The sequence below is a fragment of the Brevibacterium sp. H602 genome (assembly GCF_051172395.1).
In the GTDB taxonomy this organism is placed as follows: Bacteria; Actinomycetota; Actinomycetes; order Actinomycetales; family Brevibacteriaceae; genus Brevibacterium.
Genome location: NZ_JBPIZD010000002.1, coordinates 50,369 through 64,092, shown reverse-complemented (window position 1 = coordinate 64,092; position 13,724 = coordinate 50,369). Strand labels below are relative to the sequence as shown.

Sequence of the window (13,724 nt, the reverse complement as noted above, 5' to 3'; positions counted from 1 at the left end):
AGCCTGAGGCGACGATCCCACAGTCTTTCCGCCCTACATTCAGGCGTGAGTCCCATTGCGTTTCATCGTCAGCGACCCAACCGCCACATCGATGACGACGAACCCAATGAGGCTGATGCCCATCAACGGCAGGAACACACCGACCACGATCGCGGCGACGACGACCGCAGCCACTCCCCACCACGGAGCCCCGTTCAGCACACCGCGTGCGGGTGCGCGCCCGAACCCCTTCGCCGGATTCCGCTTCGGCCGACGCTGCCACCACATGACATAGCCCCAGACCACCATCGACGCGATGCCGATGGCGAGCGCGAAGAGCACGATCTGGTTGGCCAATCCGAAGAGTGTGCCCATGTGCAGGTCGACGCCCCAGCGGGCGAGCTTCGCGGCCACACCGTAGTCGGAGAAGTCGACCCGGTCGGTGGCCTCCATCGTCTCGGGGTCGAAGGCGACCGCGCCGACCTGGGTGGGCCAACTGCGCTGGATCTCCTGCACCACCCACGCGGATCCTTCGTCCTCGGGCGGCAGGATCTCGACGGCTCCGGAATCGATGCCGACTCCGCGCGCCATCGACAGCATCATGTCGAAATCGGCCTGATCGGTCTCGGACCCTCCTGAGGCACCGGTTCCCGGGTGGCCTTCGTGACCAGCGTGACCCTCGTGTCCGGACCCGCCGTCAGCATGCGCGGCGGCGGCGCTGCCGAGTTCCGTCGACACCGCCGGGGTCTCCCAGCTCAGCGCCGCACGCAGCTTCGTCACGTTCTCCCCGCCGAACTGCGACCACGTGATCCCGGTGGCCGAGAGGAAGAGCATCCCGATCGCCGCCCAGACACCGACCGAAGCATGCCAGGAGAAGGTGCGGCGCAGCCCCTTGTGCTTCCGGCTAGGTCGTAGCATCGCGGCGGGCTTCTTCGTTTTGCGAGCGCGGAGGATCCAGAGCACGAGACCCGCGGCGGCGACGATTCCCAGCCATGAGGCGGCGAGTTCGCTGTAGATCCGTCCGACGTCGCCGAGGTGGAGGCTGCGGTGCATCTGATCGATCCACGTCCGCAGCGGCAGGGCACTCGAGGTGCCGTAGACGGTGAGGTCACCGACCACCTCGGCGGTGGCGGGATCGACGAAGATCGCCCGGGATTCGCTCTCGCCGAGGCTGGGATCGGAATACATCACTCGCGTGGTATCGCCCGGCTCGGGGGCCGGCCGCACGGCGGACAGCGTCGAATCGCTGCCTGCGATCACGGTGTTCGCGGCGTCGATCTGATCGGCCAGTGGCAGCGGATCGTCGGTGGCGGGGACGCTGAGCTGGTCGGCATAGACCACCTTTTCGAGCGTCGGGCTGATCGCATAGGCCGCCCCGGTGAGCGCGGCGATGAGGATGAACGGGCCGATGAGGATGCCCGCGTAGAAGTGGAGACGGCGCAGAAGCGGACCGAGCCACGGAATAGGACGGTCGGGGCGGTCGGGGTGGTTACGTTGGCTGGTCGGTTCCGGGCCCGAGCTTTCGGGCACGGTTGATGAAGGGGTGGTCATGATGATGCTTTCTCTCAGTTGCGCTGAACCGGATCCGGTCGGCTTGATGCCCTCGACGAGCAGACACTGTCGACGGGCAGCTGAGGTCGGCAGTCGTCGCACGCTACCCGCAGTCGCGGTCCACGACCAGATACGGTCAGCAGTGATCGCACCGACTCACGAGAGCCGATGCGCGGATGTGATGAGTGTCAGAAAGCAGGCTGCGGTGGCCCTCGCCGCAACACCGGGGATCGGCACACACCGAGGCTGCGAGGCAGTTCGGGCTCGAAGCCGATCAGTGACCGAGGCTTCTCGATCTGCGCCCGCAAGACGACGAGGCGCGGGATGACCGCTCGGATGATGAGGCGGGCGAACTCGCCGAGCATGATCGGCAGTCGCTCGGCCCAATAGATCATCGCGATGGTCACGATCCCGGCAACGCAGTGGGCCAGCAGCATCGCGGGAGACGAGTGCGAATGCATCTCGGCTGCTGCACCCACAGAACCATCCATGGCAGGCATGACTGCGGAATCATGAGCCATCTGCACCCCGCCGCTGGGCGACGCATGCATCGCCGCTTGGTGGACTCCATGCGCCGGCGAGTGGTGTGAGTGCGAGCCGATGAGCGTGGCGAGACCGTTGTCGGAGCGCGCCATCGTGTTCGACGATGCAGAACCGTGCGGAGTGAAGAGGGAGAAAAGAAGGTGGAAGAGCGTCTGGCTGATTCCGACGGAAACTGTCAGCCGCGGCAGCGACATTTGGCGCCCGGCCAAGAGAACGCAGACGAGGGTCGACAGCGCCAGCGGCACGACGACACCCATCGCAGTCGGAAACGATCCACCGCCGAGGATGTGCGACGTCAGCGCGACAAAGGTCGCGAATGCTGCGGCGAGGGTGCCGCGCAGAGCGCGCCGGTGCCTGACTCTCATCATCACGGGTCTATTTTCACACAGGTGGAATCACCCCAGAGTGATCGTGAGAGATCGGGTCTTGCGGCACGCACTGAACCATAGGTACCGTACCAATATGACTACAACCCCGCAGACGTCATCGCCCACCAACGCACGGACCCTTCTACTCCCGTACACGCTCGGTCTCATCATCGCCATGGCCATCGTGCAGATCGTCGTCGCTACCACCGGCGGCGAGGTCACGATCCTCGCCGGTGGACTCACAGCACTCGTCGCCATCGGAATCGCGGTGTGGCTGTGGCGGAACCTGACCGCGCTCAAACGTGTCCGCTTCGGCGTGGTCATCGCCCATGCCATTGCCTTCGTCACCGTCACCACCTCCTTCAATCTGCACGCGATCCTCCGGGTGATGTTCCTCGGCTTCGAAGTCGACGGCGCCGGAGACGCGGCCCGCACCCTGCTCGAGAGCTCGTGGTTCGGAGCCACCCTCGTGATGAGCGCCCTGTGGGGGCTTGGACTGCTGGTCCACCTCCTCGGCTCAGTCCTCGGCCGCGGCTGGGAGGACTGAGGATGGCGACAGACTCTCCCTGCATCACAACCGGGGAGACGGGCGGCTCGGCCGCGCTCTCCCCTGAAGAGCGCGAATGGCTTGATCACCGCGTGGACTCGTGGGTCGAGACCTACAAGAAGTCGATGCTCACCCCGGTCACGCTTTCCCTGGTCGCAAAGCATCAGCCGGCCGAGATCTCGACCATTGCCGAGGCGGTCACCGCCGCCACCGGCTGGCAGATCACCGAACGCGGCCTCTACCGCACGATCAAGCGTCTGCAGGATTCGGGGTTCTTGCAGAGCACAGCGGTCGATGCCCCGCGCACCGGGGCGAAGCGCAAGATGCTCTCGCTTACCCCGCTGGGAGCGAGTTTTCTGTCGGGAGTCCAGGGCCACCTCGTCGAGGTGTCGGAGGAGGAATGACAGCACCGGGAGCCCAGACCGGCAGCAAAGCAACGCGACGGGGTGGCCCCCGAAGGAGCCGCCCCATCAGAATTCTCAGACGAAGAAATTGATGAGCAGTCGAATCGATAGGGCACATACCGAGACAACACCGATGATGCCGAACACGTTTTGCCACCACTTGTTGCGCAGGCGCCCCATCAGCACCTTGTCATTGGCCATGAAGACGATCAGGATCGCGAGTATCGGCGCCACCAAAACTGTCAGAGCCTGAGCCAGGATGATGAGTTGGACCGGAGACCCCTGGAACAGCAGAGTGACCATCAGCCCGAACGCAAGAACACATCCGCTGGTCACTCGAGCAGTCACCGTGCCCGCCGACGCTCCCCGACCGAAGGCGTCCGAGAGCATCGTTCCGCCTGCGATCGCGTTCGGAATCATTGACGAGAGAGCGGAGCCGCAGAAGCCGAGAGCGAAAATGAACCCGCCGACCGGTCCGGCCAAAGGCTCGAACACCTTAGCCAGTCCGGCGAAGGAATCGAGTGGAGTTCCGGTCTGGCCGAGTACGGCGGCAGCAACGACAATAACGAGGATGGTCATGATGCCCGGAGCCACAATTCCGGGAATCGTATCGACCAGCGAGACGGTCCTGTACTCCCCAGCAGTCCGCTTTCTCTCTTTCGTCGCATACGAAGCGTAGAAAGCAGCATTGATCGAGAAGTTTGTGCCGACCAGCGCAATCACCAGGATCCACGCTCCACTGGGCACAGACGGAATGAGAGACGAGGCAGCTTGAGTCCAATCTGCGCCCGAAACGAACGCGCTGACCACGAAGCAGATGGCCATGACAGCGATCATCACGACAAGTATCTTCTCGACTACGGCGTAGGTGCTTTTGATGAACAGGATGGACGCCACGAACAAGGTGCAGATAAGCGACCACATCACTGGCGCCGTACCTGGCACCAACAGGGACAATCCGAGTCCAGCGCCGGCGGCGTTGCCGACGGAAAAGCAGAGGGTGATGAGGAAAACGCCGATCCCAGCGACCATCCCTGCCGCGGCACCCAGCCTCTTCTTGATCGAAGAGATCAGGGATACAGGGGACTGGATTCCGAGCCGCACGCTCATGTCGGTCAAGAAGATCATGAGAATCGTTGACACCACGATCACCCAGATCAGGGTGTATTGATACGCACTTCCCGCTTGGACGGCCGAGGCCAGATTGCCGGGCCCGAACTGCCAGGCACCAGCAACGAAAGCCGGTCCGATGAGCGCCAGGGTCCGCCAGAACCGGCGCGGATAGCCGGCTGCGGCAGAGGGTTCAGTGGCCATGGGCTGGACAGTGCCCTTCTGGATGGTTTGCTCAATCATTGTTCGCTCCTCCTTTGGAGCAGGACTTCATTGTCTCAATTGTCACGTCAGCGCGATGGCGCACTCATCACTTCGCCGAATGGATTGCGGTTCTCCCGGTCAAGAACCGCCGGGCCCGGAGGTCACGCCCAGCCGCTTGAGGATCGGCTTTTGTCAATCAAGCCCTATCCACTCGGAGCACTGGAAACGTGACCTCCGTTCGAAAGAGCCTCAGGCAGGAACAGCGACCTGCCCGAGTCCAGCCGAAGCAAACGCTGCGGCAATCTCCTTGTCAGCTCCGCTCTGGAGCGGCAACAGCGGCTCGCGGACTGTCGCGTGGTCGAGAATGCCTCTAGCCACGAGACCCCATTTGAGGGCCACAGTCCCTTCCATATGCGAGCCACGGTGGTAGACGTTTTTCGTCACCGGCAGCAGCTTCTCGTGAATGGCATGGGCCCGATCGTAGTCATGCGCCTTACCCGCATCGATGAGTTCGACGAGTAGCTCGGGGGCGATATTGCCGTACCCAACGAGCAGGCCGTCGACATCGAACATCGTCGGAAGCAGGTACTCGTCGTGGCAGGAGAGAACTTGGAGCTCGGGATAGGCAGCACGCAGCGCGGGAATCTCGGTGTACCAGCGGCGCATGTTGCGCACTCCGTTCTTCGTCGCGAAGACCCCCTCCTGACCGGCGATATCGAGCTGGGTATCCAGGTCGTATGTGGCCTTTGTATTGTCGGGGTATTGGAAGAGGATCATCGGCAGACCGCTTTCCTCATAGATCGCACGGTAGCGGGTCTGGGGCGCGCCCTGCTGGTATCCGAAGCGAAGCCATCCATGCGAGGGGTAGACGAGCCCGGCACTGGCACCTGCATCTACTGCGCGCTTCGCCTCTTCGGCCGCAACAGCATTCCCCTCTTGAGTGATGCCCGCAATGATCGGAATCTCTCCATTCACGGAATCCCGGAAAGCTGAGATGACGTCGGACTGCTCTTTCTGGGTGAGGAACGTTCCCTCACCGGCATGCCCGAGCACAACGAGGCTTTTGACTCCTTCAATGGAGCCGAGCCATCCGCCGAGGCGTTTGATTGCCGCAAAATCGATCTCACCATCCACAGTGAACGGTGTGACGGGGGCAGGGCTCAGTCCGCGCAGATCCAGTGACATTTCATCCTCCTTGATTGATGTTGCAAACGTTCGCGGGAACGTTTGCAGGAACGATTTCAAGTATGCTGTGATGGCGAAAAGAATGTCAAGCATTCATTTTGAATCGCTTTGGTCACGGCATCGGATCAGGCGATTCGGATACCTTGGATCGGAGCCCACATGAGCGCACGAGACTCTTCGGTCGTGACCCTGCGCGACGTGGCGGAACGCGCCGGAGTGAGCGTATCGACCGTGAGCCGAGCACTGGACGAGAGGATGCCGACGTCGAAGTCGGCGTCGGCAGCTCGGATCCGCGAGATCGCGCAGCAGATCGGCTACCGTCGTAATGTCTTCGCTTCGAGCCTGCGCCGCGGGGAGACCGCGATGCTCGGTGTCGTGGTTCCGAGACTGACCGATGCGGTGATGGCACTGATGTTCGAAGCTATCGAAAGGGCCTCCCGCAAGCGGGGCCACTATGCAGTCGTCGCCACCAGCGGCGATGACCCTGATGACGAACGGCTCGCCGTCGAACGATTGCTCGACCGCAATGTCGACGGGCTCATCCTCGCTAACGCACGGATCGATGACTCTCTTCCAGCGATGTTGAGGTCCCAGAAGGTGCGACACTCACTCGTCCTGCGCACTGATGGGGTGAGCCCGAGCTCGTTAGGCGATGATTTCCAAGGCGGGTACTTCGCGGTCCGCCATCTTCTCGACCTTGGACACAGAAGCATCGCCATTGTCACCGGTCCGGACTTCACCTCGAGTGCGAATGACCGAGTTGCTGGAGCTCGTGCCGCTGCGGCGGAAGCCCGGGTAGAGATCAGGGACGACAATGTCATTTTCGCTGGGTATGGCGTAGACGCTGGAATAGACAGCGGCAAGAGACTTCTCGAATCAGATACTCCCCCGACAGCGATTTTCGCTGCGAACGACAACCTCGCCATCGGAATTTCCACAGTTGCTGCACATGCTGGCAAGACACTCGGACATGACCTGTCCATCGTCGGCTACAACGACATACCCCTGGCTGAAAAGCTTCCGGTTCCGCTGACAACAGTGAGAGTCCCGTTTGATCAGATCGCCGAGACTGGGGTCGGGCTTCTCTTTGACGAGCAAGGAATGGCACCCGTGCATAAGGCACTGCCCGTCCTCATTCCGCGCAGATCAACAGCACCACCAGTGGATTGATCTTGTCTGAGTCCGTGACTCAGACTCCGTGCCTTATGAGCTGCGATCCCGGCGATAGACGACGTGCCACCCGTCATCGACCGGGTTGTCGGGCGGGATGGGGCCCTCGGCGATCCGTTCATATCCGGCAGCCTCGAGAGCCCTCCACGATGCCGGATTCCCCGCGATCACGGGCACGATGATCGCCGAGGCGGACGGGCAGTCAGCGAAGCAGAGTTCAGTGAACTCCCGGATCATCCGTGTGCCGATGCCCTTGCCGGTCGCGGCGACCTCTCCGATGAAGTAGTCGATCGTCAGCGCATCTCGCGGGGCGTCGGACAGAGCGATGAGTTCCCGCTGCTCGTCCGCATAATCCCAGATCGCACTGCGTTGGATGAACCCGACCGGCACCCCGGCGTCCTCGACGATGAAGTCGAATGATGGTTCGGTGCCGTCGATGCTTCCGCCGAAGTCTCGTTCGATCGCCTCCGGAGTCGTCTCGTGATTCCAAAAGCGGGCGACGTGGGGCGAGCCGAGCCACCGCGCGAGCAACGGAAAGTCAGCCCGGGTCGTCCGCCGGAATTCCACGTGTCCCCTTGCTCGGCTTCACACGTCGCCGTGCTGCCTCACATCTCTTCGTGTGTCAGCGGGTCACGGTCCTTCATCCGACCGCGCTCGAGTCCGGAGATCGCAGCCACCTCGGCGGGGGTGAGCTCGAAGCCGAAGACGTCGGCATTGGACCGCTGACGTTCCGGGTTCGCCGACTTCGGGATCGGGATGCTCCCGATCTCGATATGCCAGCGCAGGACTACCTGGGCCGGGGTCACTCCATGGGCGGCGGCCGCCTCGGCGATGGGGGCTTCATCGAACAGTCCCTGGTCACGGTAGAGCGGGGACCAGCTCTCGGTCTGCACACCGATGGAGCGGTGGAAGGCGATGAGCTTCTCCTGCGGGAAATACGGGTGGAGCTCGACCTGGTTGACGGCCGGGGTGACCCCGGTCTTCTCAACGAGCTCGGTGAGCATCTCCTCGGTGAAGTTCGAGACGCCGATGGACTTCACGAGCCCGCGCGTGCGCAGTTCGATCAGGCCCTCCCACGTTTCGACGTACTTGCCGACGCTGGGATTGGGCCAGTGGATGAGGTGGAGATCGAGGTAGTCGAGGCCGAGCCGGGCCAGCGACTCCTCGGTGCTCGCAATCGCCTCGTCGAAGCCGTGGTGGCGGCCGGGGATCTTGCTCGTGACGAACAAGTCCTCGCGAGCGACGGAGCAGTCGGCGATGGCCTGCCCGACCTCCCGTTCGTTCTCGTAATTCACCGCGGTGTCGAGCAGGCGGTAGCCGACATCGTCGACTGCACCCACGATGGCGTCGACCCCCTCGTCGCCCTTCATCGCGTAGATGCCGAGGCCGAGCTGCGGGATCGGGCGCCCGTCGTTGAGGTCGAAGGTGGGGATCGGTGAGTTCTGTGCGGGGGTGTTCGCTGGGGTGGTCATGTATTCACCCTATGACCGCCGAGGTGGCGCTGGCCAGGGCATTCGCCTTGAGTTTGAGCAGGGGGTCGTGGTTGAACTCTTCCTGTGAGGTCCTCCGAGGAGGTGCTGACGCGGGATTCTCACAATGAGTCTTGGGCTAACGTGGTCACGTGGAGACGAACGTGCGAGCTGCGGAGCAGGGATTCCTTCGCCGTATTCGCAGGCTTTCGCGGTGGCAGGTGGCCTTTCTCCTGCCGAGCGCCGGATTGGTGGTCGCCATGCTTCTCCATGCCACCCACTGGCTGACGTCGGCGATGGTCGAGCACTCCGGAGCCACCTCGGCGCTGTTCATGCTCTCTTTGGCATTCGCCGCTCTGAGCGTCGCGATGTTGCTCGGTGTGCTGCTCGCGTTCGTGGCGACTCGGCTGGTCGGACTTTACCAGTCGCCTTTCGCCGAACCTCGTCGAGATCGATGGCCGCTGCGGCTCATCGCGGTCGGAGTCTTCGTGCTGCCTTCGATGATGTTCGCCCAGCATCTGCAGTGGTATTCGGCATCGAAGTCAGGCGGGTCCGGAATCTGCCCCGATACCGTCGGCGGCGATGAGGTGTTCGGTTTCTCCGTCACCGCCGGATACCTGCCGCCGAGCCTGACCTGCAGCGGGGACTCCGTCACCGGTCAGGAGTTCTCGGTGACGCAGTACGGGTTCCTTGCAGGAGTGGTCATCGCCGTTGCGGGACTGGTCCTGCTCATTATTGTGAGGATGCGGCGCACACGGGTCGAAGCTGACCAGCAGCGTCTGCGGACCGCTCGAGACTGATCGCCGAGCGGGAACATTGAGCGCTCATTCCTGAGCGTCAAGGGCCTTGATCAACCGCGCCGCGGCGGTGCTGCGGTACGAATCGATGATCAGTTCGCGCAGCTCTTCGTCGTCGAGATCGTCGAGTGCGAGACCGACCCAACCGGAGGGGCCGAGGTACATGGGAACGAACGAGTCCGGTCGTTCGAGCACCACCTCGGCGTCCATGTGGTCGAGCAGGACGAGCAGTGCCTGCGGGTGCTGCACCATCTCCCCGGACACAAGCTTCTCGGTGCCGCCGTAGTGGGCGAAGATCTTCTTCGTGAAGAAGGCCGGTCTGCCGTGCGAGATCTTCTCGGCCGCTTCGGGCAGGCTGAGCGCGATCGCGCGGACCCGTTCGAGCATCGGGTCGTCGTCATCGAACATCTGCGGATGCGCCATGAGTCAACGGTACGCCCCGGCAGGTGAGGATAGGACTCTTCAGACGATGAGTCCGACGGGTTCCTTTCCGTCGATTACATCGATGACGGCTTGGGCGGCGGCCAACCCGGCGCATTCACGGGCCTCAACCGTCTGGCCGGCCAGATGGGACGTGATCCAGACGTTGTCGAATCCGCGGAGAGGGTTCTCGCTCGTCAGCGGTTCGACGTCGAGAACGTCAAGGGCGGCACCGGCGATCTGCTTCGCCTCGAGCGCCGCGACGAGCGCGGACTCATCGATGAGCGATCCGCGGGCAGTGTTGATGATGAACGCGGTCTCCTTCATCGCCGCGAGCCGGTCGGCGCCGATGATCGGGGTGCCGGTCGCACGGGCGTGCAGCGTCAGGTAGTCGGCTGCAGCGATCGTCGTGTCAACGTCGGTGAACTCGATGCTCGGTCCCGCCTCGGTGTCGGGGTGGGAGGTACCGACGATGACGCGCATGCCCAACGCCGCACCGATCGCCGCGATCGCTCTGCCGCTGGGCCCGTACCCGATGACTCCGAGGGTCTTGCCGCGCAGTTCGGTGCCGGCTGTGCGTGGCCACTGCCCCGCTCTGACGCCGGTGATGACGTCGCTGAGATGCTTGGCGCAATTGAGGATGAGGGCGAGCGCAAGCTCGGCCACGGCGTGGTGATTGACCCCTGGAGTGTTGGCCACGCGGATGCCCAACTCCTGCGCCGCGGCGATGTCGACGGAGTCGTAGCCGACTCCGCTGCGGGCGAGCACCCGGAGGTCAGCCGCCTCGGCGAGCATGTCACGGGTGATCGGCTCACTGGAGACGATTGCTCCGGATGCGCCGGTGAGCAGGTGCCGGCGTTCGTCGTCAGCGCGCTTGCCGGCCGCCGGGGCGTAAACGGGTTCGAGTCCGTGCTCCCGCAGGAGACGGTCGACCTCATCCCCCTCGCCGAGGTAGTCGGTCGTGATGACGATGCGGTTGCTCATTCGGGTCCGCTTCCTTCGTAGGCGTAGATCGGGTGGTTCGCTTTCGCATTCTTCCACCGATGTCTCCTACGCTTTGCCCTCCGCGATGTCGACCACCGCTGTGTCGAGGACCCGACCGTTGACCTGGATGTCGATGCGGTGCGGACCCGGACGGATCGTCCGCACCGAGACGTGCTCGAAGCGGTGCTCGCGGGAGATGCGCACCGGCTGTCCCGCCGGCAGATGGCGGACGCTCAGCTTGAACACCTTGCCCGCTTTCACTCCTCGCGCTCCCTGGTAGTGGACGATGTAGTCGATCGACGCTCGGGTCGCGGCGGCGGCCTGCAGAGTGAACTCGATCCTCACCGTGTCACCGATCGCTATGGCCGACGGCGAACAGGTGAGATCGGTGATCTCGATCGGGGCATCAGGGTCGAACCCGAGGATCGCCAGCGCCTCCGGGTGTCCGCGCTTGATGAGGGTGCGCAGGCCATGGCGCACAACGAAGTCGCCCTGGCCGGTCGGCGCGGCCCATCGCTTGGCCGTGTCGAGGACCAGATCGGGGTGGTCCTTCGCGATGTCGTTGAGATGGTTCGCAACCGACCGGCGCACATACAGCGATGGATCATCGACAAGAGCATCGAGCAGTTCAAGGGTGGGCGAGGGATCGACGATGAACGCGGTCAGGCGTCGGCCCCACGGCAGTCTCGGACGGCTTCCCTCGGAGACGAGCCTGCGCACATGCTCGTCAGGGGATCCCGTCCATGCCCTCAGGTGCTCCATCGCGGTCTCGTACTGCGCGTCGATGAACGGGCGGATCGCGAACTCCGCTGTGTAGCGTGAGGTCAACGCCGCCAGCAGCGGCAGCCCGATATCGGGCCGGTCGAGCATGGCCTGGGCGACGTACGCGTTGACCGGCATCGACGCCCACCCCTGAAGACCTCCGTCTGCCAAAGCCGCACGAATCACCTGGTCAGCGTCTTCAGGCTCAGGCGGCATCGTGTCCGTGAGCACCTGCGCGATCCAGTCGATGCGGCGCATCAGCTCACGCCCGTCCAGGCCCTCTGTGGCGGTGCGGACGAATGCGGCCCGGTCGAACACTGCTTGGTCGCACGACGCCGCCGCACGTGAGAGTTCGCAGCCGAGACGCTCGATGAGCTCGGGTGAGATCTGGTCTTTGAAGTCAGCCACCGAGATTCCCCTCCTCTACCCGGTCACCTTTTTGGTGAGCGCGGGTGTGTTCTCGTCCGACCATGCGTTCGGTCGCCTCACTTGAGCGCGCCGAGGACCTCGTTGAGCGCCTCGGTGGCCGAGGGGTGGGTGTAGATCGTGTCGCGCAGTTCGGTCGCAGTCACGTCGTGGCGCATCGCGAGCGCCACGGTGTTGATGACCTCCTGTGAGTGCACGTGGACGAGGGCCGCGCCGAGGATGAGGTCCGTCTTCGCGTCGACGACGAACTTCACGATTCCGCGCGGGTCGCCTTCGATCTTTGCCCGCGGTGCCGCGGCGATATCGGCCTGCAGCTTGGCGCCGACCTTGATCTCATACCCTTCGTCGCGAGCGGCCTTTTCGGTCAGGCCGACGCGGGCGACGGGCGGGGTGAGGAACATCGTGTACGGCACGGCCCCGCGGTCCTTCGTCGACCGTTTGCCCTCGCCGAGGAGCTGATCGGCGAGGATCCGGTTATCGTCCAGCGAGATGTAGGTGAACATCGGTCCACCGTTGACATCGCCGAAGGCGTACACGCCTTCGGCGGAGCTGCGCAGGTACTCGTCGGTGACGATGAACCCGCGGCCGTCGGTGTCGATACCGGCCTTTTCCGATCCGAGCTCCGCGGTGGCGGGCTTGCGTCCGACGGCCAGGAGGACCGCCTCGGCGTCGATGGTCTTGGTCTCTCCGCCCACCTCATAGGTCACGGTCGCGACGTCAGCGCGCCGTCGTTGACCGCGGTGACGGAGGCGTCGTTGACGATGGTGACTCCGTCGTCGGCGAGGGCCTGGGCGACCACCTCGGCGACGTCATCGTCCTCGTTGGCCAGCGGGCGGGTTCCGCGGTCGAGGACGGTGACCTGCGAGCCGAAGTGGGCGAACATCGATCCGAATTCGAGTCCGATGTATCCGCCGCCGACGATGACGAGGCGATTCGGGAACGGATCGACGTGCTGCAGGGACTCGGAATCGTGGATGCGGCCGCCGAGTTGAGCGCCGTCGATGGGTGGGATGTTGGCGACGGATCCGGTGTTGACGACGACGATGTCGGCGGTGATCGTCATGGTGTCGGCGCCGCCGGTGACGCGGACTTCGCGTTCGCCGGTGAACTCGGCGCGGCCGCCCACCAGAAGCACCGAGTCGAGGTCGGCGAGCATCGAGTGGTTCTTCTTCCGCATTGACCCGGTCAGTGTGTCGCGGCGTTTGACCGCCTTGGCGAAGTATTCGTCGGTGTCGTCATCGGCGCGTTTGTTCTCGGCGTCGTGGACGAGGATCTTCGTGGGGATGCAGGCGATGTTGATGCAGGAGCCGCCGATCATCATCTCCGACTGCTCGACGACGGCCACCTTCTTGCCGGCCCGAGCCATGGTGCCGGCCAGGGTCTTGCCGCCCTTGCCCCAGCCGATGACGAGGAGGTCCACGTGCTCCGTGCGGTCGGATCCGGTGGGGGTCGAGGAGGGAGTGGTCTCGGTCGAGGTGCCCTGCTGCGTCACTGTCTCTGTGGTCATGCACTGTCCTCTCGAGTCGGTGTCTGTCACTTTACTCCCGAGCGGACAACTGTCGCCGGGGTTGACCTCCCCTAATTGCTACCCAACGGCGGCCCGGATACCTGGCGCGAGGTTGCTGGGCCGCCTTCGGGTAGTAGTTGGGTTTTTAGTCGCCGGAGATGAGGGACATGGAGCTCGGGTTTCCGCGGGTGGAGTTCATGGTGAAGCTCGCCTTCCACGGCAGGTACCGGTCATCGGAGGACTCGATGACGTCACCGGCGGTCGTGAACGCCCGCCGGCGCACTCGCAGTCGTCGGGT

16 protein-coding genes are annotated in these 13,724 nt (G+C 63.8%); 4 read left to right on the top strand and 12 right to left on the bottom strand.

Annotated elements, in window-relative coordinates; translation table 11 throughout:
- Positions 1–39: 39 nt before the first annotated feature.
- Together ACSBQT_RS02470 and ACSBQT_RS02465 are read right to left on the bottom strand one after the other, a co-directional pair.
- Complete coding sequence (locus ACSBQT_RS02470) at positions 40–1,530, bottom strand: PepSY-associated TM helix domain-containing protein (protein WP_410709551.1); 1,491 nt, start codon at positions 1,528–1,530, stop codon at positions 40–42.
- A 188-nt stretch (positions 1,531–1,718) separates the two neighbouring features.
- Positions 1,719–2,438, bottom strand: a complete 720-nt coding sequence (locus ACSBQT_RS02465) for a hypothetical protein (RefSeq protein WP_410709550.1) — start codon at positions 2,436–2,438, stop codon at positions 1,719–1,721.
- A 97-nt stretch (positions 2,439–2,535) separates the two neighbouring features.
- Here ACSBQT_RS02465 and ACSBQT_RS02460 point away from each other — a divergent pair, with 97 nt between their 5' ends.
- Positions 2,536–2,988, top strand: coding sequence for a hypothetical protein (locus tag ACSBQT_RS02460; protein WP_410709549.1), 453 nt, complete (start codon positions 2,536–2,538; stop codon positions 2,986–2,988).
- Between the two features lie 2 nt (positions 2,989–2,990).
- Complete coding sequence (locus ACSBQT_RS02455; protein WP_410709548.1) at positions 2,991–3,392, top strand: helix-turn-helix transcriptional regulator; 402 nt, start codon at positions 2,991–2,993, stop codon at positions 3,390–3,392.
- 75 nt (positions 3,393–3,467) lie between these two features.
- Here ACSBQT_RS02455 and ACSBQT_RS02450 read toward each other — a convergent pair whose 3' ends face one another.
- Complete coding sequence (locus tag ACSBQT_RS02450; RefSeq protein ID WP_410709547.1) at positions 3,468–4,745, bottom strand: Nramp family divalent metal transporter; 1,278 nt, start codon at positions 4,743–4,745, stop codon at positions 3,468–3,470.
- 210 nt (positions 4,746–4,955) lie between these two features.
- Positions 4,956–5,891 (bottom strand): dihydrodipicolinate synthase family protein, encoded by a 936-nt coding sequence (locus ACSBQT_RS02445; protein WP_435000846.1) that lies wholly within the window; start codon positions 5,889–5,891, stop codon positions 4,956–4,958.
- 159 nt (positions 5,892–6,050) lie between these two features.
- On the opposite strand from ACSBQT_RS02445, the gene ACSBQT_RS02440 reads away from it, so the two are divergent.
- A complete protein-coding gene (locus ACSBQT_RS02440; RefSeq protein WP_259358207.1) occupies positions 6,051–7,061 on the top strand; it encodes a LacI family DNA-binding transcriptional regulator in 1,011 nt (336 codons plus the stop codon).
- 33 nt (positions 7,062–7,094) lie between these two features.
- On the opposite strand, the gene ACSBQT_RS02435 is transcribed toward ACSBQT_RS02440, so the two are convergent.
- A complete protein-coding gene (locus tag ACSBQT_RS02435; protein ID WP_410709546.1) occupies positions 7,095–7,628 on the bottom strand; it encodes a GNAT family N-acetyltransferase in 534 nt (177 codons plus the stop codon).
- Positions 7,629–7,666: 38 nt separating this feature from the next.
- Entirely contained in the window at positions 7,667–8,533 is an 867-nt protein-coding gene (locus tag ACSBQT_RS02430) for an aldo/keto reductase (protein WP_410709545.1), read from the bottom strand.
- Positions 8,534–8,682: 149 nt separating this feature from the next.
- Here ACSBQT_RS02430 and ACSBQT_RS02425 point away from each other — a divergent pair, with 149 nt between their 5' ends.
- Positions 8,683–9,330 (top strand): hypothetical protein, encoded by a 648-nt coding sequence (locus tag ACSBQT_RS02425; RefSeq protein ID WP_410709544.1) that lies wholly within the window; start codon positions 8,683–8,685, stop codon positions 9,328–9,330.
- 24 nt (positions 9,331–9,354) lie between these two features.
- Here ACSBQT_RS02425 and ACSBQT_RS02420 read toward each other — a convergent pair whose 3' ends face one another.
- From ACSBQT_RS02420 to ACSBQT_RS02395, 6 genes are all read right to left on the bottom strand, one after another.
- Positions 9,355–9,750, bottom strand: a complete 396-nt coding sequence (locus ACSBQT_RS02420) for an MmcQ/YjbR family DNA-binding protein (protein ID WP_410709543.1) — start codon at positions 9,748–9,750, stop codon at positions 9,355–9,357.
- Positions 9,751–9,789: 39 nt separating this feature from the next.
- Positions 9,790–10,731 carry an NAD(P)-dependent oxidoreductase gene (locus ACSBQT_RS02415; RefSeq protein WP_410709542.1) on the bottom strand — a complete coding sequence of 314 codons (942 nt, stop codon included), beginning with the start codon at positions 10,729–10,731 and terminating at the stop codon, positions 9,790–9,792.
- Positions 10,732–10,797: 66 nt separating this feature from the next.
- On the bottom strand, positions 10,798–11,901 hold the full coding sequence (locus tag ACSBQT_RS02410; RefSeq protein WP_410709541.1) for a DNA alkylation repair protein: 1,104 nt from the start codon (positions 11,899–11,901) through the stop codon (positions 10,798–10,800).
- A gap of 77 nt (positions 11,902–11,978) precedes the next feature.
- Positions 11,979–12,626: an FAD-dependent oxidoreductase gene (locus ACSBQT_RS02405; RefSeq protein ID WP_410709540.1), complete on the bottom strand. Its 648-nt coding sequence runs from the start codon at positions 12,624–12,626 to the stop codon at positions 11,979–11,981.
- On the bottom strand, positions 12,623–13,426 hold the full coding sequence (locus tag ACSBQT_RS02400) for an FAD-dependent oxidoreductase (protein ID WP_410709539.1): 804 nt from the start codon (positions 13,424–13,426) through the stop codon (positions 12,623–12,625). Before ACSBQT_RS02400 ends, ACSBQT_RS02405 begins: the two co-directional genes overlap by 4 nt.
- Positions 13,427–13,571: 145 nt before the next feature.
- Positions 13,572–13,709 carry a hypothetical protein gene (locus tag ACSBQT_RS02395; RefSeq protein ID WP_410709538.1) on the bottom strand — a complete coding sequence of 46 codons (138 nt, stop codon included), beginning with the start codon at positions 13,707–13,709 and terminating at the stop codon, positions 13,572–13,574.
- Between the last annotated feature and the right edge of the window lie 15 nt (positions 13,710–13,724).